The organism is Vibrio sp. 1874 (genome assembly GCF_033344395.1).
GTDB classification, from domain to species: domain Bacteria; phylum Pseudomonadota; class Gammaproteobacteria; order Enterobacterales; family Vibrionaceae; genus Vibrio; species Vibrio alginolyticus.
In genome coordinates this window covers 23,909-47,946 of the sequence record NZ_JAWPOR010000017.1, presented here as the reverse complement: position 1 = coordinate 47,946, position 24,038 = coordinate 23,909, and the positions used below count along the sequence as shown (strand labels likewise).

Genomic DNA, 24,038 nt, shown 5'->3' with positions numbered 1-24,038 from the left:
TTGGAGTGTTTGAAAAATCGCTATAAAAAGAGACCTCCGAATGGAGGTCTCGATGTTTGTAATCTTAGTTGATAGGCTGAGTTTGCCGCTTATTCTGCGACGCCGCCTTGAGTCAGTTTGGCTGGATTAAGCAATCGCTCTAGTGTGGCTCTATCCAAATCAGTTTCTTCTTCCGCGACATCAATAATCGCGCGTCCCTGTTTGTAGGCTTTTTTCGCGACTTCTGCCGCTTTTAGGTAACCAATGACAGGGTTGAGAGCCGTGACCAAAATAGGGTTTTTGGCGAGTGCTACATCCAAGTTATCTTGGCGAACTTCAAACGTCGCAATGGCTTTGTCAGCTAAAGCGGTTGCGCTGTTAGAGAGTAACTCGATGCTCTCCAATACGTTATGAGCAATAACTGGCAGCATGACGTTAAGCTGGAAGTTGCCCGTTTGGCCTGCGACGGTAATGGTGGTGTCATTACCAATGACTTGCGCTGATGCCATAGCTGCGGCTTCTGGGATCACAGGATTTACTTTGCCAGGCATGATGGAAGAACCCGGTTGCAAGCCTTGTAATTCAATCTCACCTAAACCAGCTAATGGGCCTGAATTCATCCAACGAAGATCATTTGCGATCTTCATGATCGCAACTGCTGCTGTTTTGAGCTGTCCCGACAGAGCGACGATCGCATCTTGACTGCTTAAATTGAAAAAGAAGTTATCACTGGCCGTGAACTGAATACGAGTTGACTGGGTTAGGTTGCTAGCGAATAAGTCTGCAAAGCGTGGATCGGCATTGATCCCCGTTCCAACCGCCGTACCACCTTGGGCTAAGGCTTTTACAGCAGGAAGTGCTTGTTCAATCGCTTGTTTTGCGTGCTCGATTTGGAACTGCCAACCGCCAAGTTCTTGAGCAAAGGTAATTGGCATCGCGTCCATTAAGTGGGTGCGACCGGTTTTTACAACATCTTTCAATGCTTGCTGTTTAGACTCTAGTGTTTGGCTGAGGTGTGACAGTGCCGGGAAGAGCTGTTTTTCAATGGCTAATGCTGCGCTAACTTGAATGGCCGTCGGTACCACATCGTTGCTGCTTTGCCCCATGTTGACGTGATCATTAGGGCTGACAGTGCCGCCTAGATGCTGGGAGGCCAGTGTTGCAATCACTTCATTCGCATTCATATTTGAGCTAGTGCCTGATCCCGTTTGGAACACGTCAATTGGGAATTGCTCAATATGATTGCCTTCGATAATTGCTTGAGCTGCGTCAGCAATCGCGTTGGCAATATCTCCCTCAAGCAGCCCTAGCTGTGCGTTGGTGAGTGCCGCAGTCTGCTTGATGTGTGCTAACGCTTTGATAAAACCAGATGGCATTTTATGTTGACTGAATGAGAAGTTATCGACGGCGCGTTGAGTCTGGGCTTGGTAGAGAGCATCTGCAGGGACCGTTACTTCGCCCATACTGTCAGTTTCTATGCGGAATTCGGTGCTCATGGTAGGGATCCTTTTGGTTAATCGAGTGAGATTTGAATCAGGCGTAATTGTTGTTGTAGTGCGAGAAATTTCACGTCGCCTTGTTCAAACTGGTAGTAATAGCGTTTGAGGCAAAATAATGGCGTATGGATAGAATCGAGACAGACACGACGGAAGATACGACTGCGAGTTGAGTCTTGAATTGCGTCTAGTAAATGGAAATAAACCTGACGTAAAAACAGCTCACACAACAATAGATTTTCTTCATCGGCATCGTGTTCATAACAGGAAGACAACACCATTCCCCAATGAATATAGTCATGAATCACGTCTGGCTCAAAGCCATGTGGTGCGGCGAGAAGGAATCTATCTTGGGCTTTAAAAAATGCGTTAAAGATGTCCCGTTTGTTGTCCATAACCACCTCTCATTAAATGTAATGATAATTATTATCAATTAACTTGTGAGTTGGCAACCCTTTTTAGAGTAAGAGGTTGTTGAAGAAAGACTTACGGAAACAAAAGCCGACGCAAAGGCGTCGGCTGAGTAGGAATTCATTTATGCTGAGTGAAACTAAGTCACTGTCGTTTGAATACCGGTGAATTAGCTTGTCGCCGTTATTCAGTAAATAAGGTTTCGTACTTCACAAATGCGGTTTGTGTTTCACCATAATACAGTGTGCCGCCTGATTGAATGACGACTCTTAACCAGCTTTCTGCAGATGCAGGCTTTGGTAAGGTGATGTACCAGCTTTGGCCTGCTTGATCGGCGGGCTTCATATCAATCGGTTGAGCGTTTTTCTCTTTGTCACTCACAATAGAAACTTTAACCCCTTCGAGTGGGTAAGCGGCGTTGAGTGATAATTCTAAGTTATTTTTAGTGAGTTTTTCCGAGCGAAATTTCACTTTAAAATCGCCATTTTCCATATCACACAGACCGCTGGTGTAACGACAATTAGACTTACTCGCGAGTTTGTAAGTTTCCCCTTCTTGCGCCGCGTGGGGCTTCTCGCTGAGGGCCATATCGGTACCGAAGTAAGCGATCAAAGAGAGAACTGGCGCAATCAGTAGAGCGAGAATAAAGTGCTTGTTTTTGAACATCTTGGCTTCCTTGCAACGACATACTGCGAATATGGTAACTGAAAAGTGAGAATAAAAAAGCCCCGGACGGCTGGTTCCAAACGGGGCTTTTGTGGTTTTGATTAGTTTTTAGTGATCCACTGCACTACCAGCACCTACTGGCACGCGAACGTGTTCGACTAGGTCTTTCACTTCTTGTGGCGTTTCTGCTGTTACTTTGGAGACAGCGAATGCGACGATGAAGTTAAATAGTGCGCCAATAGCACCAAACGCGTTTGGCTCAATACCCAGGAACCAGTTTGTTCCCCAGCTTTCTAGATATTTCCAATCAGCAACGAAAAGGATGCCTTTGTGTTGGAATACGTAGAACAGCGTAATACTGATACCTGCAATCATACCGGCGATTGCGCCTTCTTTGTTGATGCTCTTGCTGAAGATGCCCATCATCAATGCAGGGAAGATGGATGAAGCGGCAAGACCAAAGGCGAGTGCTACCGTACCTGCGGCAAATCCAGGCGGATTTAAACCGAGATAGCCTGCGGCTGCTATCGCTACTGCCATTGATATTCGACTAGCAAGTAGCTCTTTTTTCTCGGATATGTTCGGATTGATAACCCCTTTGATTAAGTCATGGGAAATAGCTGAAGAAATGGCGAGTAGTAAACCTGCTGCGGTAGATAGTGCAGCTGCAAGACCACCTGCTGCCACAAGTGCGATCACCCAGTTTGGTAGTTTAGCGATCTCTGGGTTAGCTAATACCATGATGTCGTTATCAACGCGCAGTTCGTTGGTGGACGCATCTGAAGTGTATTGGATATTGCCATCGCCATTTTTATCGTCAAAACCGAGTAGTCCAGTTGTTTCCCAGTTTTTGAACCACGCAGGACGCTCGTCATACGCTAGGTGCTGACCCGGAGCTGGATTTACCGTATTCATTAGGTTGAGACGAGCCATCGCTGATACCGCTGGTGCTGTAGTGTAAAGGATTGCGATGAAGATCAGAGCCCAGCCTGCTGATGTACGTGCGTCGCGAACCTTCGGCACGGTAAAGAAACGGATAATTACGTGTGGTAGACCGGCAGTACCAATCATCAGTGACATGGTGTAGACAAACATATTAAGTGTGTCGCCACGTACTTGGGTCGTGTATTCACTGAACCCGAGTTCGGTCACCACTTGGTCAAGCCGATCGAGTAGATAGACATCGGTACCAGCCATGGTACTCCCCAGACCAATTTGTGGGATTGGGTTACCAGTGAGTTGCAGAGAGATAAAGATTGCAGGGATAGTGTAAGCAAGAATGAGTACGCAATATTGAGCAATCTGCGTGTAAGTGATGCCTTTCATGCCGCCAAGAACCGCGTACATGAAAACGATACACATACCAATTAATAGGCCAGTGGAGTAATCCACTTCTAAGAAGCGACCAAACGCAACGCCCACGCCTTTCATCTGACCGATAACATAAGTCACTGATGCGATGATAAGACAAACAACCGCTACGATACGTGCCGTGTTGGAGTAAAAGCGTTCACCAACGAACTCTGGCACCGTAAACTTACCAAATTTGCGTAGGTAAGGCGCTAGCAACAGCGCAAGCAGAACGTAACCACCAGTCCAACCCATTAGAAATACTGAGCCGCCATAGCCCATGAAGGCAATTAAGCCTGCCATTGAGATAAACGACGCTGCGGACATCCAATCGGCTGCGGTTGCCATACCGTTTGCAATCGGGTTTACACCGCCACCAGCAACATAAAACTCTTTGGTTGAGCCGGCGCGAGCCCAAATAGCAATCCCGATGTACAGGATGAACGTGGCGCCAACGACCAGGTAGGTAATAGTTTTCAAATCCATCTGAGTGACTCCTTATTCGTCCACGCCGAATTCACGGTCAATTTGGCGCATCTTCCATGCGTAATAGAAAATAATTCCTAGGAAGGCATAGATGGAGCCTTGTTGAGCAAACCAGAAACCGAGTTTGTAACCGCCCAGTTGAAATTGATTTAGTACGTCGACAAATAAAATGCCGCAGCCGAAAGACACGACGAACCAGATGACCATTAGGCCGATCATGAGCTTCACGTTTTTGTCCCAATAGGCTTTGGCTCTTTCTTCGCTTTCAAATGCCATTGCCGTCTCCTTACGATTGGTATTGTTGTTAATGAAATGTTTCAATATGTACATTAGCAAGGTGTTGGCAATAACTCTTTTCAACTTTAGTCGGGGTGTTAAAAATGAAGAATCCCCATATTATGGGCTCTTGCAGCGAACAAAGGGGTAAAATGTTATGTTAATAGACTGTTAAGTTAGCCAAAGGTCTAAAGGTTGATTGGATAAACAAGCATGATTAAGACGGGCCATTAATCTTTTCTTCATTGAACTTGGAGATGCTGTGTAAATATTGGTGGTGATCTTGTGGCTCTTAATGAGAGAAGGCGTAGATAAGAAAGCTCACAAGTAATTTATTTACATAAAGTTTTCGCATCAAATCACCGTTTTAACGCACAATAAAGTAATATAACTGAGTCATTCTCGTACAACCTCGCATTTTGAGACGGTGTAAAGGGGAGGCAGATTAGGGCATTACCTCATTAACGAAGTAGCCTTGCTCATCACAATTATTATCGTTTTTCATTAAGGGAGGGTGAGAATGGACGCAGACACCATTAACAGTTTTTTTCTAATAGGTGCGTTGTTAATCGCACTTAGCGTTCTTTTAAGCCCAGTGTCTTCTAAGTTGGGAATCCCAATTCTTTTGGTATTTTTAGCCGTTGGAATGCTGGCGGGGGAAGACGGCTTAGGCGGCATTTTATTCGATAACTTTTCGATCGCTTATTTGGTTAGTAACCTCGCATTAGCCATCATTTTGCTTGATGGTGGGATGAGAACGCGGGTCGCCAGCTTTAGGGTTGCGTTATGGCCCTCGGTCTCTTTGGCGACATTTGGCGTTGCGATCACCACCATTTTGACCGGGCTGATGGCAACGTGGTTATTCGACTTAGATTTATTGCAAGGCATATTGGTTGGTGCGATTGTTGGCTCCACCGATGCTGCCGCGGTCTTCTCTCTACTCAAAGGTCGTAGCCTGAACGAACGTGTTGGTTCAACGCTGGAAATTGAATCCGGCACCAATGACCCTATGGCGGTGTTTCTGACCGTAACTCTGATTGCTATTTTAGCGAACCCTGGCGCAGATTTAAGTGCGGGCTTTTTGGCGTTCAGTTTTCTTAAGCAGTTTGGTATCGGCGCGTTACTTGGCTTCGCTGGTGGCTGGATCTTATGGAAAGTTATCAATCGCAATCAATTACCAGATGGGCTGTATTCTATTTTAACGGTCAGTGGTGGCTTGCTTATTTTCGCTTTATCTAACACTTTGGGTGGCAGTGGTATTTTGTCGATTTACCTTGTTGGTCTTTTATTAGGTAACCGTCCAACACGCAGCCGCCACTCTATTCTTCATGTTTTAGATGGTATGACGTGGCTAGCTCAAATTGGTATGTTCTTGGTGCTTGGTTTGTTGGTTACACCATCCAATTTACTCTCTATTGCGTTGCCAGGTCTTGCGCTTGCTTTCGGTATGATTTTGTTTGCCCGACCAATCTCAGTTTGGATTGGTTTACTGCCATTCAAGAGTTTCACGCCACGTGAAAAGTGGTTTGTCTCTTGGGTAGGACTGCGTGGTGCTGTACCTATCATCCTCGCGGTATTTCCGATGATGGCAGGGTTGCCAGATGCTCAACTGTACTTCAATTTGGCATTCTTTGTAGTAATGGTGTCTTTGATAGTACAAGGGGGCACGTTGACTAAGGCGATGTCTCTTGCAAAGGTCGAGCTACCTTCTAAGCCTGAGCCAATTTCGCGTACGGGTGTAGAGATTTACCCGACCAGTGAGTGGGAGCTGTTTATCTATAGACTTAAAGCAGATAAATGGTGCATTGGTGAGCCATTACGTAGTCTTTCGATGCCGGAAGGAACGCGTATCGCCGCTGTATTTCGCAGTAAAGAGCTATTGCACCCATCCGGCAGTACGCGTCTTGAGGAAGATGATACCTTGTGTGTATTAGCACAAGAAAAGGATTTAGATGCACTGAGCTTACTGTTTAGTGAAGCCCCAGAGAAAGCGTCGCTAGCGCGATTCTTCGGTGACTTCTTCCTCGATATTGAAGTGAAGCTTGCCGATATTGCCGTGATGTATGGTTTGAATCTGGGGGATGAACCGCTGGATAAAAGTTTGAGAAACCTTGTCGAAGAGCAATTAGGTAGCACGCCAGTATTGGGAGACCATTTCGAGTGGCAAGGTTTGCATTGGATCGTCGCTGATGTTGTTGATCAGCAGGTCACTAAAGTCGGTATCCGATTGCCAAACGAAAAAAGTAAGTCTGACGATAAGACGTCAATCTAGTCGCTCATTTCCGTCAGCATAATCACGGCTTGCGTGCGGTTCTTTACACCGAGCTTACGGAAAATCGCTGTCATGTGCGCTTTTATGGTGGCTTCTGAAACATTCAATTCGTAAGCGATTTGCTTGTTCAGCAAGCCATCGGACAACATTCCCAACACTTTATATTGCTGTGGTGTTAGCGCAGCAATCTTTTCCGCTAAGTCATTACATGCCGCGTTATTGGTGATCAACCCTTCAGGGAAGTATGGGTCGCCATTCAGCACTTGATTGAGTGCGTTCACTAATTCGCGCATGTCGCTGGACTTGGGAATAAAACCAAATGCACCATGGCTTTTCACCTGCGTCACGATCGCCGGCTCTTCACTCGCTGAAACGACGACGATAGGTAAATCTGGATGCTCTGCTCGCAAATGAATCAAGCCAGACATACCATTTGCTCCTGGCATTTTGAGATCCAATAGCACTAAATCTGGCTCTTCCTCTCGTTCTAACAAAGCCAGAAGTGCGTCGAGTGAGTCCGCTTCCAGCAAATTTGCACCACTAATAGCCATGTGGATAGATTGAAACAAGGCATTCCGGAAGAGTGGGTGATCATCTGCAATAATGATGGTGTAGGTCGAATCCATGACGTTAAACACTTTTGACTATTTCGTTAAATTTATTATTGTCCAGCTTTGAGAGAGTGGACAATATTTATTCGCTAAAAGTCTGAACCAAATCGACTTTTATTAGGAAAATTGCATATAAACGCAATGTTCTTATTCAAATCTGAGCAATAAAAAACGCCAGTGGACATCACTGGCGTTTGAATATCTGGTTATCAGAACTGCTTGATATGCTCTAAGAAAGGCTCGGCTTGCATAAAGCCCGTCAAACGAGCGTTTGAAACGTGTTCACCACTGGCATCCCAAAACTCAATTGTTGGTAAACCAAGCACACTCATGTGCTTCAGTAGTTCGATGTCTTGCACTTGGTTTTTGGTCACGTCCGCTTGCAGAAGAATGAAGTCTTGCAGTTTGGCTTCGACGCTTGGGTCATGGAAGGTGTACTTTTCAAACTCTTTACATGCTACACACCAATCGGCGTAGAAATCGAGCATGACGGGTTTACCTGCCGCTTTCGCAAGTGCCAGTTGTTCTTCAAGCTCCGCCACGTTAGCAATGCGAGTAAAGCTAACAGTGGCTTGCTGAGTTTGTGTTGTGCTGTTGCCAAACCAGTAATTTAAGATAGGTTGTGCTGAGGCTAGCAAACCTAAGACGGCGATTATGCCCACGGCACTTTGTTTCCAGCCACCAAACTCTAGACTGTTTTTGATGTGGTATAGCCAACCAAAAGCAGCAATACCCAGTGCTGACCACAGAATCGTTGACCACATTTCTGGCATGATGCGTTCTAGTAAGAAGATAGGTGCGGCAAGCAGAATAAAGCCGAAGAGTGTTTTCACTCGGTCCATCCAACCACCTGCTTTTGGTAGCAGTTTGTTGCCGAAGACCGCAACAAGAATCAGCGGAATACCCATGCCCATCGCCAGCGCGTATAACGCGATACCACCGGTAAGCAAATCGCCGCTTTGTGCAACGTAAAGTAGCGCACCAGACAGAGGCGCTGTGGTACATGGTGAGCATACCAGTCCAGAAATCGCCCCCATAGCGAATACGCCTGCACTGCTGCCGCCTTGTTGTTTGTTGCTGAGGTTGTTTAACCACGTTTGCACGCCACTTGGCAGTTGCAGGTTATAAACACCAAACATAGACAAAGCGAGTGCGATGAACAGTACGCTCAAACCAATCAGCACATAAGGGTGTTGCATTGCTGCTTGGAACTGCATGCCAGCAGACGCGACCACAAGGCCGAGTAGGGTGTAAGTCAGCGCCATGCCTTGCACGTAGACGAATGACAAGCCTAGCGCGCGGCGTTGGCTTAGTTTGCCACTGCCAAGCACTATGCTGGTCAGAATTGGGTACATCGGTAGCACACAAGGTGTAAACGCCAAGCCCACACCAAGCGCCAAGAACAGAAGTGGTGTCCACCAGTTATCAGCAAGGTTGGCTGCAAGGCTATCTTGCTGTGTTACTGGAGCTGATGGTGTGTCGGCAGAACTAGATGATTGCACCGCTGGTGGCGTTGCTGTTGGTGCCTGTTCTGCTTTTGATGCAGTTGTCGCCGTTGTTGAATCTGAGTTCGACGAAGTAAACGCGCTGATAGGAATCACGCGAGTTTCTGGCGGGTAACAGAAGCCTGCTTTCGCACAACCTTGGTATTGCACCACCACGCGCGCACCGTCTTGCCAATCATACATTGGTACGTTAACGAAGAGAGGTTGCGTATAGATATGCACGTCACCAAAGAATTCATCTTTATGCGGTGTGCCGTCTTCCATTTGCAGTTCGCCTAGCGATACTTTCTCACCAGCTACAGACAAGCGCTCTTGATATAGGTAGTACCCGTCACGTACCTGCCAATCGAGCATCAATTTGTCATCTTGCTGGTAGAAGTTAAATGGAAACGCCTGATCAACCGGAACAAAGCTGTCGCTGCTGCTACCAAAGCTGTTGTTCTGGCTATTGTTAAACTGGTCTTTGCCAAATAAAGCTAAAGACGGAGTGGAAAAGGTAATGAGCCCTAAGAGTAAAACGGAAAGTAATGCGCGCATAAAAGAGTTAATTCATCTTAGATAATTGCCGTTAGTGTAACTCAATCAGACCCGGAGGCGAGTCAATAAGTTTCATGAAAATGAAGATTTATTGAGCATAAATCAAGACAACAGGCAATAAAAAAGGGAGCCGAAGCTCCCCGAGTAAGACTCTGTTTCTACTAGATCAGTAGACCACCGAATGCGAAGCCAAGTGCTACCGCAGAAGCGATGGTTACCACACCAGGTACAAAGAATGGGTGGTTGAATACGTACTTACCGATACGAGTTGAACCCGTGTCGTCCATCTCAACCGCTGCTAGAAGCGTTGGGTAAGTTGGCAGCACGAATAGCGCACTTACTGCTGCGAAAGATGCAACTGCGGTAAGTGGTGCGACACCGATTGCTAGTGCTGCTGGCATCAGCGCAACCGTGGTTGCACCTTGTGAGTAAAGCAGCATTGAAGCGAAGAATAGAACGAGTGCTAGCATCCATGGGTAGTCTGCTAGTAGCGCACCCGCAACTTCTTTGATGCCGTCAACGTGCGCGTTAACGAACGTAGAACCTAGCCATGCCACACCAAGAACACACACACACGCTGTCATACCAGAGCGGAATGTTGCTGCGGCTGGGATTTTGCCAGCATCGATTTTACAGCTCATTACGATAGCTGCCGCAGCTGCGAGCATTACCGTCATGATAGCTTCGTTACGGCCTAGAGCAGGGTTCTCGATAAGACCCACAGAGCCAGAAATTGCTGCTGCGTAACACACGACAAATGCAATTGCGCCTAGGAAGATGAAGGTTGCTTTCTTCGCTGTTGGTAGGATTTCGCGTTTTGCTTCTGTATTTAGCTTGATTAAGCCTTTTTCTAGACGCTCTTGGTATTCAGCATCGTCTTTTAGCTCACAGCCCATGAAGTTCGCCACGAACGCACCGATCATGCACGCGATGAACGTCGTTGGGATACAGATTGCTAGTAGTGTTAGGTAGTCAACGCCAAATGGGTGCAGCATTGCCGCGAACGCTACAACAGCCGCTGAGATTGGTGATGCGGTGATAGCGATTTGCGATGCTACGACCGCGATAGACAGTGGACGAGAAGGGCGCACGCCTTGGCCTTTCGCTACTTCTGCAATCACTGGCAAAGTAGAGAATGCCGTGTGGCCAGTACCCGCCATTAATGTCATTAGGTAAGTTACGATAGGCGCATAAAAGGTGATGCGCTCAGGATGCTTGCGCAAAAAGTTTTCAGCAACTTGCACCATCCAGTCTAAACCACCAGCGACTTGCATTGCTGCGATAGCGGTGATTACAGACATGATGATCAAAATTACGTCAACGGGAATGTAAGCTTGGCTTGTTGGTACGCCCAAGATCAAAGACAACGCAATGACCCCAGCACCACCGGCAAAACCAATGCCGATACCACCGATTCTTGCCCCCAAATAGATGAAGAGCAGAACCACGAAGAGTTCGACCATGACCATATTGATACCTCTTTAGTTTTTTATTTGATTCTGATTTTTTGAACACTCAGGAACAGGAGTAAATGCTCAGAGAATGAGAACCTAGTGGTTTAGCGGCAATAAAAGCATATAAAAAATGTGGTTAACCGTATGAGAGCCTAAAAAAGGGGCCTGAGTGGCCCCCTTCGGATTCGTTATTACTCGTAACGTTTTGCTTTGTAAGTAGGATGCATGAAGTTTTCTACTGACAAGATTTCATCAAGCTCCTCTGCTGTAAGCAGACCGCGCTCTAGCACGACTTCACGAACACTCTTGCCAGTTTCTGCACAAATCTTACCTACGATGTCACCTTCGTGGTGGCCGATGTATGGGTTTAGGTAAGTGACGATACCGATAGAGTTGTAAACGTAGTTTTCGCAAACTTCTTTGTTCACTGTGATGCCGTCGATACATTTATCACGTAAGTTCACACACGCGTTGTGTAGTAGAGAGATAGACTCAAACACACTTTGTGCGATCACAGGTTCCATTACGTTTAGCTGTAGCTGACCGCCTTCTGCTGCGAAAGAAACCGTGTTGTCGTTACCGAGAACTTTGAAGCAAACTTGGTTTACTACTTCTGGGATAACTGGGTTTACTTTAGCTGGCATGATTGAAGAGCCTGCTTGCATTTCAGGTAGGTTCAATTCATTTAGACCCGCACGAGGACCAGAAGAAAGTAGACGAAGGTCGTTACAGATCTTCGATAATTTCACTGCTAGGCGTTTTAGCGCGCCGTGAGTCATTACGTATGCACCACAGTCAGACGTTGCTTCGATAAGGTCTTCTGCTGCAACAACGTCAAGGCCTGTTACTTCCGCTAGGTGTTTTACTGCAAGCGCTTGGTAGCCAGTTGGTGTATTTAGACCAGTACCGATTGCGGTTGCGCCTAGGTTGATTTCTAGGAGGAGTTTAGATGTGTAATCTAGAGCACGAATCTCTTCGTTTAGTGTTACCGCCCACGCATGGAACTCTTGACCTACTGTCATTGGTACTGCGTCTTGAAGCTGAGTACGGCCCATTTTCAGTACATCTTTAAACTCAACGGCTTTAAGTTCGAATGCGCCTTTTAGGTACTCAATTGCTTCCATTAGCTTGTGTACGCTGTTGTATACCGCAATACGGAAACCTGTTGGGTACGCACAGTTGGTTGATTGGCTCTTGTTTACATGGTCATTTGGGTTAACAAATTCGTATTGGCCTTTCTCTTTACCCATCAATTCAAGCGCAACGTTTGCGATCACTTCGTTCGTGTTCATGTTAACTGAAGTGCCTGCACCGCCTTGGAATACGTCTGATGGGAACTGATCCATACACTTGCCAGTTTCTAGGATCAAATCACACGCTTCGATGATGTAGTTTGCAACGTCTTTTGGAATAGCGCCAAGTTCTTTGTTTGCTAACGCTGCTGCTTTTTTGGTCATTACCATGCCGCGTACAAATTCTGGTACGTCAGAGATGGTCATATTAGAGATGTTGAAGTTCTCGATCGCACGTAGCGTATGAATACCGTAGTACGCATCTGCAGGGACATGACGTTGACCTAATAGATCTTCTTCAATACGAGTGGCTGGGTTTGCTGTTTTTGGAGCATCAGATAGGGTAGCCATAGCAGGATCCTTAGATGATAATTCTGATAATAAAGTTATTTATTAGCCATTTCTGCAATCTAGAATCCATTCATCAGAATTTTTGGCTGGAAAATCCGTCCTGACTTATGTGGCACATGATACTGCACCTAGCGCATAAAAATAGTAACTAGATCACCTTTTTCGTTTTTCATGAGTCAATAATTTGCAAAGTATGAACGGGTTATTAATAACCCTTTATGGGTACTCGATTTTCCTCGACAAACATGAGTTTTTAGAGTTCGAAATTAGCACTTTAAAAGCACGAAAAAATCGGTATGCAATTGAATGAAACGCGCTCCCGCTACTTTGTCTAAAAGAGAAGGAGACCAGTATGAACACGCTTTTTTACAACGATTCGTTTGAGCTTAGTCTGCTTTTACCATTACACTGAATTAAACAAAGGAGGGCGTGTGTTTCCTATCTTATTATTAGCGTTTATTTTTGTTCCGATCATTGAAATCGGCTTATTTATTCAGGTGGGCGGTTTTTTAGGTTTATGGCCGACCATTGCACTAGTCTTAATCACGGCATTTGTTGGTGCATCGTTGGTTCGTAGCCAAGGTATACAAACACTGATGTCAGTACAGGGGCGTCTTGAACAAGGTGAAATTCCAGCCCAGCAAATTTTTGAAGGCGTAATGCTAGCGGTGGCTGGCGTGTTACTGTTAACCCCGGGCTTTATGACCGATGCCCTTGGTATGTTGGTGTTGCTTCCTGCGCCACGCGCCGCGATAGCTAAATACTTGATGAGCAAAATGGTGGTGAAAACCATGCATGGCGGTGGCTTCCAAGGTGGTTTCTCTAACCAGGGGCCATTTGAGCAAGACCCGTTCCGTCGTGACCCATTTGATTCCCAGTCAGATAATGGCAAGACCTTCGAAGGGGAATACGAGCGTAAAGACGATGATGATCGCAACAAGCTCAACTGATTGAGTTAGTCAGTAAAGAAAACAAAAGGGCGCACCAAGCGCCCTTTTCTGTATTTGGAATTCGTGCTGCTTACAATGCGCCTTCAAAGCCCATTTGACGCCATGCTTCAAAAGCAATGATCGCAACGGCATTCGAAAGGTTTAGGCTGCGTGCGTCCGGCATCATTGGAATGCGAATACGCTGCTCCATTGGCAAGCTATCGATGATTTCAGCAGGCAAACCACGAGTTTCTGGACCAAACATCAAAACATCACCCGTTTGGTATTGTGCATCAACGTGGTGACCTGTGGTTTTGGTGGTGCAGGCAAACAATCGGTAGTTACCTTGCCTCTCTTTCTCTAAATATTCTAAGAACGCTTGATAGTTTTTATGACGCGTTACGCGAGCTAAATCATGGTAATCCAAACCAGCGCGGCGGACTTTTTTCTCTTCAAGATCGAAACCCAGAGGTTCAATTAAGTGAAGGTTTGCACCGCAGTTGGCGCATAGTCGAATGATGTTGCCGGTGTTCGGCGCGATTTCTGGTTCGTATAAAGCGATATCAAACATGGTATTGAAATAGAGTTGGTCAAAGAGAGGGGCAGTATATACCCAAGTCACCGAGATATGCGAGATTCAGCAAGATTGACCTGGGTATGAAAGCAGGCATTAGCGCGGATGTTAATACCGTAAGTAGCGATGCTCTTTATAAGAGAGCGTGAGCATAGTTTTCTTCAACTGCTCGCCAGTTGACGACGTTCCACCACGCATCAATATATTCTGGGCGACGGTTTTGGTAGCTGATGTAATACGCGTGCTCCCACACGTCTAATGCGAGGATTGGTTCACCGTGCACATCCACTACATCCATCAGAGGGTTGTCTTGATTACTGGTGGACGTAATGTGAATCTCACCATCTTTTACGATCAGCCATGCAAAGCCAGACCCAAAGGTATTGATGGCTGCTTGGGCAAACGCTTCTTTAAATTGCGCAAAGCTACCAAATTTATCGTTAATTGCTTGAGCAAGCGCGCCTTGAGGCTCTCCGCCACCGTTTGGTGACATGCAATTCCAATAAATGATGTGGTTGTAATAGCCGCCACCATTATTACGTACCGCAGGGCTGAGCTTAGAGATATTGTCAAAGATCTCGTCTAATGACTGAGTTTCGAGCTCGCTCCCTTCAACGGCATTTACAAACTTATCAAAGTACGTCTTGTGGTGTTTGCTGTAATGCACTTCCATGGTTTTCGCGTCGATGTACGGCTCTAGCGAATCGTACGGGTAAGGCAGAGCGGGAAATGTATGTGACATAGTAAATCCTCCTTAATTGGAAAATTCACTTTAATGCTAACGATAATTATTATCAACTTTGATCTTTGTAAGGGTATTCTAAGAAGACCTCACCAATTTCTAAAGTGAGGGTGGGGCTGTGAATCACTCACTCTAGAAATATGGTGCGAATTATTGTTAGTTCATCAAATTGAGACTAACAATTGATCGGTAAGGTGATACTCATGCGCAATCCGCCTAAAGGACTTCGGCTGGCTGCGATCGTGCCACTGTGCTGGCGAATGGCACTTTCGGTAATGGTTAGGCCGAGACCTGTGCCGCCAGAGTGGCGATCGCGTGCCGTTGAAACGCGATAGAACGGGCGAAAAATCGCGGCCAGTTCCTCTTCTGGTACACCTTCTCCATTATCGTCAACCGTGATACGAAGCGTATCGTCATCGGCTTTGATGTCGATTTGTACCTCATCTTTTCCGTAGTAAATGGCGTTACGAACGATATTTTCCACCGCACTCATCAGCAGTTTAGGGTTACCGGAAATATTGCGCTTAGGTAATTCTGAATAGTGTAGCTGTTTGCCCATTTGCTCTGCTTCAAACTGCGCATCTTTAATGATTTCTTCCCATAAACTTTCTAGTGGCTGTGTTTCGCGAGTCATATGACTGTTCGCCTGCATGCGAGAAAGCTCTAATAGTTCGCTGATCATCTGTTCCAAGCGCTGCGCTTCGGTATCGATACGAGTCAGTTCTGGGCTTTCGCCTTGTTTACGCGTCGCTAATGCGCTTGCCATGCGCAGACGAGTTAAAGGTGAGCGCAGCTCGTGAGAGATATCGGATAGCAAACGTTGTTGTCCTGAAATCATTTGATTAACCGCTTCGACCATCTGGTTGAAGCTGCTGCCTGCTTGACGAAATTCCGCCGTACCTTTTTCTAAATTTGGGTCTGTGACAAATTCACCTTTCGCCACACGTTGAGCAGCGGCTTCAAGACGACGTGCAGGCTGACTCAAAGCCCAAGCAAGCCATAACAGCAATGGTGTACTAACCAGCATGACCGCAAGCAAGAGCTGGAATGGGTGATCAAACAGACGCAGGAGTAGAGGTGGTGGCTCATTCCACTTGAAGCCCACGTACATCAAGATATCGGAACCTGCCAAAGTGATAGGAATTGGGCCCGCAATCATGTATCGACCATACAGCTTCTGCTTTGGATTATTGTAATCTTCGATACTGGTGACAAAGTTTTGCATGGCACGCAATTGAAAATTGCTGCGTTTTTCTGTCGTAAGAACATTACCGCTGTAGTCAGAAAAAAAGACTCGTGGGCGAGGGTCGTGCTTGCCGTGGCGGTTGCCCTCGATACGAAAAAGTATGCGGCCTAAATCAGTTTGCTGGCTGTATTTTTGTTGGATTGAGTCACGCGTTTCTACCATACGTTTGTAGTGTTCTTCTGGAATATCGCGAGCTTTGCGTGGGTCCAAATGTGGCAGTGATAGCACGGCTATCAATACTAATAACATGGTGAACCAAAAAATGGCAAAGATGCGTCCATACAGGCTATTGATGTTTGGCAGTTTGATGCGTGATAGGTGCATTAATCCTCCTCAAGCAGCATGTAGCCACGACCACGCAGGGTTTTAATTCGCGGCTTGCCATTGCTTTGATCTGGTAATTTTTTACGTAAGTTCGAGACATGCATATCGATAGCGCGATCAAAAGCAGCGAGTCGTTTACCAAGCACATCTAAGCTCAGTGTCTCTTTGGTCAGCACTTGTCCTGGGTTTTGTACGAAGTGGGTGAGTAGCGCAAACTCGGTTGCCGTGAGGTCGAGTAGCTGTTGCTCACAATACGCTTCTTGCTTACCGGGATAGAGGCGGATTTCTTGATACTCAATGCAATCGCTGTTTTTGGTATTTTTTTGTGTGCTGCTAGTGCGGCGTAAAATCGCACGGATACGCGCCAACAGCTCTCGGTCACTAAAAGGTTTTGGTAAATAATCATCCGCGCCCAGTTCCAAGCCGATCACGCGATCAATTTCTTCCCCTTTAGCGGTCAGCATCAAGACGGGAGTTTCCCAATTTTCACGTAAGCGTTTCAGCGTTTCCATGCCATTGAGTTTTGGCATCATGACATCCAACAAAATCAAATCAATCTTATCATTGATCGCGGCTAAGCCGGCTTCACCGTCATTTGCTTCGCTGACGTCAAACCCTTCGAAACTGAGTACTTCTTTTAATAAGCTGGTTAGCTCGATATCGTCATCGATTAAAAGAATGTTTGCCATGGGGGCACCTATAGTAAGTTACCGATAGCCTAATATTACATTGGAATGATGCGCAACGAAGAGGAGAAAAATCACTCTTTACGATTCTTTACGCTCCCTATACGTCGCTTTACCTAGCGGGTCGTATTCTATACTCAAGCGCTGTGAGAACAGCTCAGAAGAACCACTCACCTGTGTAAGGAATCGTATTATGAAGTCTGCAAAAAAACTTGTGTTAGCTGCTGTTGTTCTACCTCTTACTCTTGGCGCCGCAAGCGCATTCGCTTACGGTGGTAAAAACCATCATAAAGGCCCTCGTGACGAATGCGGCATGGGTATGGACCGAGGTGTCATGCGTCAACTAGACCTGACTGATGCACAAAAAGATCAGCTAAAAGAAATGCGTGAAGCAAACAAAGCAGAAATGAAAGCAAAATTCGCTGATGGCAAAGAAGCACGTATGGCTGAGCGTCAAGCGCATCACGCAAAAGTACAATCGCTTTTGCTGGCGGATAACTTTGATGAAGCTCAAGCTAGCGAATTAGCAAAAGAGATGGTTGAGCGCCAAACGGAACGTCGCGTGCAAATGCTAGAAAGAAAGCACCAAATGCTTAGCGTATTAACACCTGAGCAGAAAGCGAAATTTGTTGAGCTACAAAATGAACGTATGCAAGAGTGTGGCGACAGAATGCACAAGCGCATGGAAAAGTCGCGCAATAATTAAGTCATTAATTGATGTTATATAAAGAGGCAGCCATTGGTTGCCTCTTTTTGATCTGGTTATTTCATGGTCATTCAATATACTCAACGTATGGTTTTAGTTAACTCTTTGATTATGAAACAGCAATACGCACGTTTAGTTACGACCGCCGCTTGGACTGCAACCATTGTGGCGACGCTTCTTCTGATAGTAAAAGTCATCACGTGGTGGGTAACCGGCTCAGTGAGCTTATTGGCGTCATTGATTGACTCCATGTTAGATATCGCGGCTTCGGTTGTGAATCTTGTGGTGGTTCGTTACGCCTTACAACCGGCAGACCGCGAACATACGTTTGGACATGGTAAAGCTGAGTCCTTAGCGGCCCTAGCCCAAGCAATGTTTATTTCGGGCTCGGCAGTATTTTTGATTCTTAACGGGATTGACCGATTTTTCCGCCCACATGCTTTACACGCACCGGAGTTAGGTGTGTATGTATCGCTGTTTGCGATTGTGGTCACACTTGGCTTGGTGATGTTCCAAAAACATGTGGTTCGCGTGACGGGGAGCCAAGCAATAGCGGCGGATTCTCTGCATTATCAGACTGACTTGTATATGAATGCTGCGATCATGGTTGCTCTGGGGCTCAGTTATTTTGGAGTGACTCAAGCGGATGCTGTGTTTGCGATTGGTATTGGTGTCTTCATTCTTTATAGCGCTTTCAAAATGGTCAGCGAAGCGATTCAAACCTTACTTGATAGAAAGTTGCCCGATGAAGAGCTTGAGCAAATTAACCAAGCTTGTTTGAGCGTAAAAGGGGTATTGGGCGTGCATCAGTTACGCACGCGAATGTCCGGACCGACGCGCTTTATACAGTTGCATTTAGAGCTAGACGATAACTTACGATTAATTGAGGCGCATTACATCGCTGATAAAGTGGAAGATAATTTATTGGCTCTGTTTCCTGATGCGGACGTACTGATCCATCAAGATCCATTGTCTGTCGTTTTCGGACCTGAGAAAGAGCAGAAAGCGCAAGATTGGTAGGCTTGAAAAATCCATCAGTGCCCGACGACAAACAGGTACTTATTGACTATCTTTCCATCAATACTTATTAAGATTCGTGATCCTGATATGAATCAACAAAGTTTCATAGAGAAACTGTAATACTCTTACATAAGTAGAAAAGTTACATAAAAAAGTGCGTTTTCATTGGTAATCCTGTAGAGGAAATGTAACATAACGCACAGTTCTGGATTATGCAGGTTGCTTGGTAACAAGGGGCCTAAAAGAAAATTAAATAATTGATTGCCAAAGATCGAGGGTGAGCATGATTAAGAAGATCGGTGTTTTAACAAGTGGCGGTGACGCACCTGGTATGAACGCTGCGATACGCGGCGTAGTACGTACAGCACTATCCGAAGGATTGGAAGTATTCGGTGTGTACGACGGCTACCTAGGCCTATACGAAGGCCGCATCGAGAAGCTAGATCGTTCTAGCGTTTCAGATGTGATCAACAAAGGTGGTACGTTCCTAGGTTCTGCACGTTTCCCTGAATTTAAACAAGTGGAAGTTCGTGAAAAAGCGATTGAGAACCTGAAAAAACATGGTATCGATGCACTAGTGGTAATCGGTGGTGATGGTTCGTACATGGGTGCGAAGAAACTGACTGAAATGGGTTACCCATGTATCGGTCTTCCGGGCACAATCGACAACGATATCGCAGGTACGGATTACACTGTGGGCTACCTAAGTGCACTAAACACCGTTATCGATGCAATCGACCGTCTACGTGATACTTCTTCATCTCACCAACGCATTTCAATTGTAGAAATCATGGGCCGTCACTGTGGTGATTTGACTCTGATGTCTGCAATTGCGGGCGGTTGTGAATACATCATCACTCCGGAAACTGGTCTAGACAAAGACAAGCTGATCAGCAACATCCAAGATGGTATCGCTAAAGGTAAGAAACACGCGATCATCGCGCTTACTGAGCTAATGATGGATGCTAATGAACTAGCACGTGACATCGAAGCCGCGACAGGTCGTGAAACTCGTGCAACAGTACTTGGTCACATCCAACGTGGTGGTCGTCCAACTGCATTTGACCGCGTACTAGCATCTCGTATGGGTAACTACGCTGTTCACCTATTGATCGAAGGTCATGGTGGTCGTTGTGTAGGTATCGTGAAAGAGCAACTTGTTCACCACGATATCATCGACGCAATCGAAAACATGAAGCGTCCAGTACGCAACGATCTATACAAAGTTGCTGAAGAGTTGTTCTAAGCAAGCTTGAAATAGATAAACAAAACCGCGGCTTTCCGCGGTTTTTTTGTATTTGAGAATCAACAAAAAGAAACTAGTGATAGACGAGTGTTAAGACACGCTGCTCTGCTCTATGAGCGTTAATTTTCGCTCGCGCAGCGCAAACAAGTAGCCCAGTAGCCCACCCAACGTATTCCCAACCGCGATACCGATAAACAAGCCTTCAATGCTGTAGATTTGGCTCCCGATCCACGCCGATGGCAAGGTAAAAATGAACAGCCGCATAAAGCTCCACTGGAATGCACGCAATGGCTTGTGCATCGCATTCAAACCACTGACTAACATCATTACGATGCCTTGGAAGCCATAACTAAATGGCACCACCAGTAAATAATGCCAAAGCAGGTTTTTCACCGCATCTTCCTGAGAAAACAGCGCAGCCAGAGGAATGCTCAGTGGCACCATCATCAAGAAGATAAACCCTTGGAATACCACTGCAAAACGCATGCTAATAAATAAACCGGAAAAGGCTCGTTGCGGTTGTTTGGCTCCTAAATTTTGTGCCATAAACGGTGTGAGGGCAGAGGTCAGCGACATCAATACTAAAATCAATATAGACTCAATACGCTGCGCTGCGCCGTAAGCAGCAACCGCCGCTGTACCGTGGTTGGATAACAGCATCATCAGAATGGCACCGGACAACGGATTCATCGCGTTTGATAGCGCTGCAGGGGTACCAATTTTTAGTGTCTGTTGCCAGTCTTGTTTCAGCAAAGCCCATTGGGGTTGAGCAAGCAATTTTTCCCGTTTAATTAGCACATAGAATGAGCCACACAAAGCACCTAACCAGCTAAAGGCACTTGCTATGGCTGCGCCTTGAATGCCAAGTTCCGGAAAAGGGCCATAACCGAAAATCAACAATGGATCGAGCATGCCATTAATCAAACCAGCCAACATCATGACTTTTGCTGGTGTTTTTGTGTCGCCAGTAGCTCGGATAGCACTGTTGCCCGCCATTGGGATAACTAGCAGAGGAATGGTGAGATACCAGACCTGCATATATTGCTCAATAAGAGGGATGAGATCATCAGACGCACCAAGAAAACGAAACAATGGCGCAATGGTGGTAAAGCCAATAGAAGACGCGATAGCCACAAGTAACACGGCTAACAACAAACCGTGGGTGGTGAACCGTGCAGCTTGTGGTGCATGACCTTGCCCAAGCAAGCGACCAATATTGGTCGATAGTCCCATCCCAATCCCCATCGTAATGCAGTTAACCGCAAAGGTTACAGGAAAGGTATAGCTGATAGCCGCTAGCGCTTGAGTGCCAAGCAACGAGATAAAAAACGTGTCCACCAAGTTAAACATCAAAATTGCGATCATGCCCATGGTCATGGGTACGGTCATTTTCCGCAGCGTTTCAGGAATGGGTGCGGTCAACAAACCATGCTTATCGGTCGCTTGGGGTTCCAGCTTGTTATTTTCCTGCATGTGTGACAACTATCTGGTGAGCAAACTGCAAGGATACAAGAAAGCGAGATGCCGAGCGAGTGAGCATTTCTAACGCAAACCGTTGCCTAGTTGTTCGTTATTTTAACTAAGTCACAAAAATTTTGTGCCACCCCCTTGGGATCGCTGCTTCGACCCCTTATATAGGGATCACGTGTCTGGGGCTACAATCCCTAAGGACAATTATCAAATAAACATGGAAATTTTCAGGAGAGACGACCGATGAACATTCGTCCATTACATGACCGAGTTATCGTTGAACGTAAAGAAGTTGAATCTAAGTCTGCTGGTGGCATCGTTCTGACTGGTTCTGCTGCAGAAAAATCGACTCGCGGTGTTGTTCTAGCTGTGGGTAAAGGCCGCATCCTAGAAAACGGCACCGTACTGCCACTAGACGTTAAAGTCGGTGATACCGTTATCTTCGCTGAAGGTTACGGTACAAAAACTGAAAAAATCGACGGTAAAGAAGTGCTTGTCATGTCTGAAAACGACATCATGGCGATCGTTGAATAATAGCAATCATTGAGTAATTTTTTGCTCAGATTCAATTACGAAATTACACACAAAGAATTTTAGAAAGGAAATCAAAGATGGCTGCTAAAGACGTTAAATTTGGTAATGACGCACGAGTTAAAATGCTGGAAGGTGTAAACGTTCTGGCTGACGCAGTAAAAGTAACACTGGGTCCTAAAGGACGTAATGTCGTTCTAGACAAATCTTTTGGTGCACCGACTATCACTAAAGATGGTGTATCAGTAGCGCGTGAAATCGAGCTGGAAGATAAATTCCAGAACATGGGCGCACAAATGGTTAAAGAAGTTGCGTCTAAAGCAAACGACGCAGCGGGTGACGGTACAACAACAGCAACGGTACTAGCACAATCTATCGTTAACGAAGGTCTAAAAGCAGTCGCAGCGGGCATGAACCCAATGGATCTTAAGCGCGGTATCGACAAAGCTGTTGCCGCGGCAGTTGAGCAACTAAAAGAGCTTTCTGTTGAATGTAACGACACAAAAGCGATCGCGCAGGTTGGTACTATCTCTGCAAACTCAGACGCAAGCGTAGGTAATATCATTGCAGAAGCAATGGAGCGTGTGGGTCGTGATGGCGTTATCACGGTTGAAGAAGGTCAGGCGCTACAAGACGAGTTAGACGTAGTAGAAGGTATGCAGTTCGACCGCGGTTACCTGTCTCCTTACTTCATCAACAACCAAGAATCAGGCAGTGTTGATCTAGAAAACCCATTCATTCTTCTAGTAGACAAGAAGATCTCAAACATTCGTGAGCTTCTTCCAACGCTAGAAGCTGTCGCGAAAGCATCTCGTCCACTGCTTATCATTGCAGAAGATGTGGAAGGCGAAGCGCTAGCAACATTGGTTGTGAACAACATGCGTGGCATCGTAAAAGTTGCAGCTGTGAAAGCACCTGGCTTCGGTGACCGTCGTAAAGCAATGCTACAAGACATCGCTATCCTAACTGGCGGTACTGTGATTTCTGAAGAGATCGGTCTAGAGCTAGAAAAAGTTGCACTAGAAGATCTAGGTCAAGCGAAGCGTGTTTCTATCACGAAAGAAAACACGACTATCATCGATGGTATCGGTGAAGAAGAGATGATCTCTGGCCGTGTTGCTCAGATTCGTCAACAAATCGAAGACGCAACTTCAGACTACGACAAAGAGAAACTACAAGAGCGTGTTGCTAAACTGGCTGGCGGTGTTGCAGTAATCAAAGTCGGTGCAGCGACTGAAGTTGAAATGAAAGAGAAGAAAGACCGTGTAGAAGATGCGCTAGCCGCAACTCGTGCAGCGGTTGAAGAAGGTGTTGTTGCTGGTGGTGGTGTTGCACTGATCCGTGCGGCATCTAAGATTGCTCACCTAACGGGTGACAACGAAGAACAAAACGTTGGTATCCGCGTTGCACTACGTGCAATGGAAGCGCCAATCCGTCAAATCACGAAGAACGCAGGTGAGGAAGACTCAGTGGTTGCGAACAACGTGAAAGCGGGTGAAGGTAGCTACGGCTACAACGCGGCAACAGGCGAATACGGCGACATGCTAGAAATGGGTATCCTAGATCCAACTAAAGTTACTCGTTCTGCACTACAATTCGCAGCATCGGTTGCAGGTCTGATGATCACAACTGAAGCGATGGTTACTGACCTACCGCAAAAAGACGCGCCAGCGATGCCTGACATGGGCGGCATGGGTGGCATGGGCGGTATGGGCGGCATGATGTAAGCCAGCTTATCTCATCGCTCTAAGGAAGCCCTTATAGCGGAAAGATAACCGACCAAACCTTTAAAAGTCGAGGCAGATGCCTCGACTTTTTTATGCGTGCCACCTGAGAAACATGACGTTCTGGAGTGGCTTATCATGAAATTTTTGAGCG

General features: G+C 46.2%; 21 protein-coding genes. 7 read left to right on the top strand and 14 right to left on the bottom strand.

Features of this window, described 5'->3' with window-relative positions; all coding sequences use genetic code 11:
* Positions 1-89 precede the first annotated feature (89 nt).
* The 5 genes from R8N46_RS21050 to R8N46_RS21030 form a co-directional block, all read right to left on the bottom strand.
* Positions 90-1,475, bottom strand: coding sequence for a class II fumarate hydratase (locus R8N46_RS21050; RefSeq protein WP_005382369.1), 1,386 nt, complete (start codon positions 1,473-1,475; stop codon positions 90-92).
* 17 nt (positions 1,476-1,492) lie between these two features.
* Positions 1,493-1,870 carry a hypothetical protein gene (locus R8N46_RS21045; protein WP_005382370.1) on the bottom strand — a complete coding sequence of 126 codons (378 nt, stop codon included), beginning with the start codon at positions 1,868-1,870 and terminating at the stop codon, positions 1,493-1,495.
* Positions 1,871-2,069: 199 nt separating this feature from the next.
* Positions 2,070-2,552, bottom strand: a complete 483-nt coding sequence (locus R8N46_RS21040) for a hypothetical protein (protein WP_005382371.1) — start codon at positions 2,550-2,552, stop codon at positions 2,070-2,072.
* 108 nt (positions 2,553-2,660) lie between these two features.
* Entirely contained in the window at positions 2,661-4,388 is a 1,728-nt protein-coding gene (locus R8N46_RS21035; RefSeq protein ID WP_005382372.1) for a sodium:solute symporter family protein, read from the bottom strand.
* 12 nt (positions 4,389-4,400) lie between these two features.
* Positions 4,401-4,664: a DUF4212 domain-containing protein gene (locus R8N46_RS21030; RefSeq protein WP_005382373.1), complete on the bottom strand. Its 264-nt coding sequence runs from the start codon at positions 4,662-4,664 to the stop codon at positions 4,401-4,403.
* 520 nt (positions 4,665-5,184) lie between these two features.
* Here R8N46_RS21030 and R8N46_RS21025 point away from each other — a divergent pair.
* Positions 5,185-6,936 carry a potassium/proton antiporter gene (locus R8N46_RS21025; RefSeq protein WP_005382374.1) on the top strand — a complete coding sequence of 584 codons (1,752 nt, stop codon included), beginning with the start codon at positions 5,185-5,187 and terminating at the stop codon, positions 6,934-6,936.
* Here the strand turns inward: R8N46_RS21025 and R8N46_RS21020 are convergent.
* The 4 genes from R8N46_RS21020 to aspA all read right to left on the bottom strand — a co-directional run bounded on the left by R8N46_RS21020 (position 6,933) and on the right by aspA (position 12,686).
* A complete protein-coding gene (locus R8N46_RS21020; protein WP_005382375.1) occupies positions 6,933-7,562 on the bottom strand; it encodes a response regulator in 630 nt (209 codons plus the stop codon). The two genes, R8N46_RS21025 and R8N46_RS21020, sit on opposite strands and share 4 nt — an antisense overlap.
* 194 nt (positions 7,563-7,756) lie before the next feature.
* Positions 7,757-9,589, bottom strand: a complete 1,833-nt coding sequence (locus tag R8N46_RS21015) for a protein-disulfide reductase DsbD (RefSeq protein WP_213972524.1) — start codon at positions 9,587-9,589, stop codon at positions 7,757-7,759.
* 161 nt (positions 9,590-9,750) lie between these two features.
* Positions 9,751-11,058: an anaerobic C4-dicarboxylate transporter gene (locus R8N46_RS21010; RefSeq protein WP_005382378.1), complete on the bottom strand. Its 1,308-nt coding sequence runs from the start codon at positions 11,056-11,058 to the stop codon at positions 9,751-9,753.
* 176 nt (positions 11,059-11,234) lie between these two features.
* Positions 11,235-12,686, bottom strand: a complete 1,452-nt coding sequence (aspA, locus tag R8N46_RS21005) for an aspartate ammonia-lyase (protein ID WP_005382379.1) — start codon at positions 12,684-12,686, stop codon at positions 11,235-11,237.
* Positions 12,687-13,117: 431 nt separating this feature from the next.
* Between aspA and R8N46_RS21000 the strand changes: the two genes are divergently transcribed.
* Positions 13,118-13,636, top strand: a complete 519-nt coding sequence (locus tag R8N46_RS21000) for an FxsA family protein (RefSeq protein ID WP_005386383.1) — start codon at positions 13,118-13,120, stop codon at positions 13,634-13,636.
* A gap of 70 nt (positions 13,637-13,706) precedes the next feature.
* On the opposite strand, the gene trmL is transcribed toward R8N46_RS21000, so the two are convergent.
* The 4 genes from trmL to R8N46_RS20980 all read right to left on the bottom strand — a co-directional run bounded on the left by trmL (position 13,707) and on the right by R8N46_RS20980 (position 17,190).
* Complete coding sequence (gene trmL, locus R8N46_RS20995) at positions 13,707-14,186, bottom strand: tRNA (uridine(34)/cytosine(34)/5-carboxymethylaminomethyluridine(34)-2'-O)-methyltransferase TrmL (protein ID WP_005386384.1); 480 nt, start codon at positions 14,184-14,186, stop codon at positions 13,707-13,709.
* Between the two features lie 136 nt (positions 14,187-14,322).
* The gene (locus tag R8N46_RS20990; RefSeq protein ID WP_318098540.1) at positions 14,323-14,931 is read right to left on the bottom strand and encodes a superoxide dismutase; all 609 of its coding nucleotides are present in this window, start codon (positions 14,929-14,931) and stop codon (positions 14,323-14,325) included.
* Between the two features lie 175 nt (positions 14,932-15,106).
* Positions 15,107-16,501 (bottom strand): envelope stress sensor histidine kinase CpxA, encoded by a 1,395-nt coding sequence (gene cpxA / locus R8N46_RS20985; protein WP_054579327.1) that lies wholly within the window; start codon positions 16,499-16,501, stop codon positions 15,107-15,109.
* Positions 16,501-17,190, bottom strand: a complete 690-nt coding sequence (locus R8N46_RS20980; protein ID WP_005382384.1) for a response regulator — start codon at positions 17,188-17,190, stop codon at positions 16,501-16,503. Before R8N46_RS20980 ends, cpxA begins: the two co-directional genes overlap by 1 nt.
* 190 nt (positions 17,191-17,380) lie before the next feature.
* On the opposite strand from R8N46_RS20980, the gene R8N46_RS20975 reads away from it, so the two are divergent.
* The 3 genes from R8N46_RS20975 to pfkA all read left to right on the top strand — a co-directional run bounded on the left by R8N46_RS20975 (position 17,381) and on the right by pfkA (position 20,159).
* On the top strand, positions 17,381-17,893 hold the full coding sequence (locus R8N46_RS20975) for a CpxP family protein (RefSeq protein ID WP_005386388.1): 513 nt from the start codon (positions 17,381-17,383) through the stop codon (positions 17,891-17,893).
* A gap of 111 nt (positions 17,894-18,004) precedes the next feature.
* Positions 18,005-18,913, top strand: a complete 909-nt coding sequence (gene fieF / locus R8N46_RS20970; protein ID WP_025768809.1) for a CDF family cation-efflux transporter FieF — start codon at positions 18,005-18,007, stop codon at positions 18,911-18,913.
* 283 nt (positions 18,914-19,196) lie between these two features.
* Complete coding sequence (gene pfkA, locus R8N46_RS20965) at positions 19,197-20,159, top strand: 6-phosphofructokinase (RefSeq protein ID WP_005381521.1); 963 nt, start codon at positions 19,197-19,199, stop codon at positions 20,157-20,159.
* Between the two features lie 90 nt (positions 20,160-20,249).
* Here pfkA and R8N46_RS20960 read toward each other — a convergent pair whose 3' ends face one another.
* A complete protein-coding gene (locus tag R8N46_RS20960; RefSeq protein ID WP_017821828.1) occupies positions 20,250-21,632 on the bottom strand; it encodes an MATE family efflux transporter in 1,383 nt (460 codons plus the stop codon).
* Between the two features lie 240 nt (positions 21,633-21,872).
* Here R8N46_RS20960 and R8N46_RS20955 point away from each other — a divergent pair, with 240 nt between their 5' ends.
* Entirely contained in the window at positions 21,873-22,163 is a 291-nt protein-coding gene (locus tag R8N46_RS20955; RefSeq protein ID WP_005381516.1) for a co-chaperone GroES, read from the top strand.
* A 77-nt stretch (positions 22,164-22,240) separates the two neighbouring features.
* Positions 22,241-23,887: a chaperonin GroEL gene (gene groL / locus R8N46_RS20950; protein ID WP_005381509.1), complete on the top strand. Its 1,647-nt coding sequence runs from the start codon at positions 22,241-22,243 to the stop codon at positions 23,885-23,887.
* Positions 23,888-24,038: the final 151 nt, after the last annotated feature.

Excerpts from the sequence above, each read along its gene's own strand:
- R8N46_RS21050 (WP_005382369.1), bottom strand. The coding sequence starts at position 1,475 with ATGAGCACCGAATTCCGCATAGAAACTGACAGTATGGGCGAAGTAACG.
- R8N46_RS21045 (WP_005382370.1), bottom strand. The coding sequence starts at position 1,870 with ATGGACAACAAACGGGACATCTTTAACGCATTTTTTAAAGCCCAAGAT.
- R8N46_RS21040 (WP_005382371.1), bottom strand. The coding sequence starts at position 2,552 with ATGTTCAAAAACAAGCACTTTATTCTCGCTCTACTGATTGCGCCAGTT.
- R8N46_RS21035 (WP_005382372.1), bottom strand. The coding sequence starts at position 4,388 with ATGGATTTGAAAACTATTACCTACCTGGTCGTTGGCGCCACGTTCATC.
- R8N46_RS21030 (WP_005382373.1), bottom strand. The coding sequence starts at position 4,664 with ATGGCATTTGAAAGCGAAGAAAGAGCCAAAGCCTATTGGGACAAAAAC.
- R8N46_RS21025 (WP_005382374.1), top strand. The coding sequence starts at position 5,185 with ATGGACGCAGACACCATTAACAGTTTTTTTCTAATAGGTGCGTTGTTA.
- R8N46_RS21020 (WP_005382375.1), bottom strand. The coding sequence starts at position 7,562 with ATGGATTCGACCTACACCATCATTATTGCAGATGATCACCCACTCTTC.
- R8N46_RS21015 (WP_213972524.1), bottom strand. The coding sequence starts at position 9,589 with ATGCGCGCATTACTTTCCGTTTTACTCTTAGGGCTCATTACCTTTTCC.
- R8N46_RS21010 (WP_005382378.1), bottom strand. The coding sequence starts at position 11,058 with ATGGTCATGGTCGAACTCTTCGTGGTTCTGCTCTTCATCTATTTGGGG.
- aspA (WP_005382379.1), bottom strand. The coding sequence starts at position 12,686 with ATGGCTACCCTATCTGATGCTCCAAAAACAGCAAACCCAGCCACTCGT.
- trmL (WP_005386384.1), bottom strand. The coding sequence starts at position 14,186 with ATGTTTGATATCGCTTTATACGAACCAGAAATCGCGCCGAACACCGGC.
- R8N46_RS20990 (WP_318098540.1), bottom strand. The coding sequence starts at position 14,931 with ATGTCACATACATTTCCCGCTCTGCCTTACCCGTACGATTCGCTAGAG.
- cpxA (WP_054579327.1), bottom strand. The coding sequence starts at position 16,501 with ATGCACCTATCACGCATCAAACTGCCAAACATCAATAGCCTGTATGGA.
- R8N46_RS20980 (WP_005382384.1), bottom strand. The coding sequence starts at position 17,190 with ATGGCAAACATTCTTTTAATCGATGACGATATCGAGCTAACCAGCTTA.
- R8N46_RS20975 (WP_005386388.1), top strand. The coding sequence starts at position 17,381 with ATGAAGTCTGCAAAAAAACTTGTGTTAGCTGCTGTTGTTCTACCTCTT.
- fieF (WP_025768809.1), top strand. The coding sequence starts at position 18,005 with ATGAAACAGCAATACGCACGTTTAGTTACGACCGCCGCTTGGACTGCA.
- pfkA (WP_005381521.1), top strand. The coding sequence starts at position 19,197 with ATGATTAAGAAGATCGGTGTTTTAACAAGTGGCGGTGACGCACCTGGT.
- R8N46_RS20960 (WP_017821828.1), bottom strand. The coding sequence starts at position 21,632 with ATGCAGGAAAATAACAAGCTGGAACCCCAAGCGACCGATAAGCATGGT.
- R8N46_RS20955 (WP_005381516.1), top strand. The coding sequence starts at position 21,873 with ATGAACATTCGTCCATTACATGACCGAGTTATCGTTGAACGTAAAGAA.
- groL (WP_005381509.1), top strand. The coding sequence starts at position 22,241 with ATGGCTGCTAAAGACGTTAAATTTGGTAATGACGCACGAGTTAAAATG.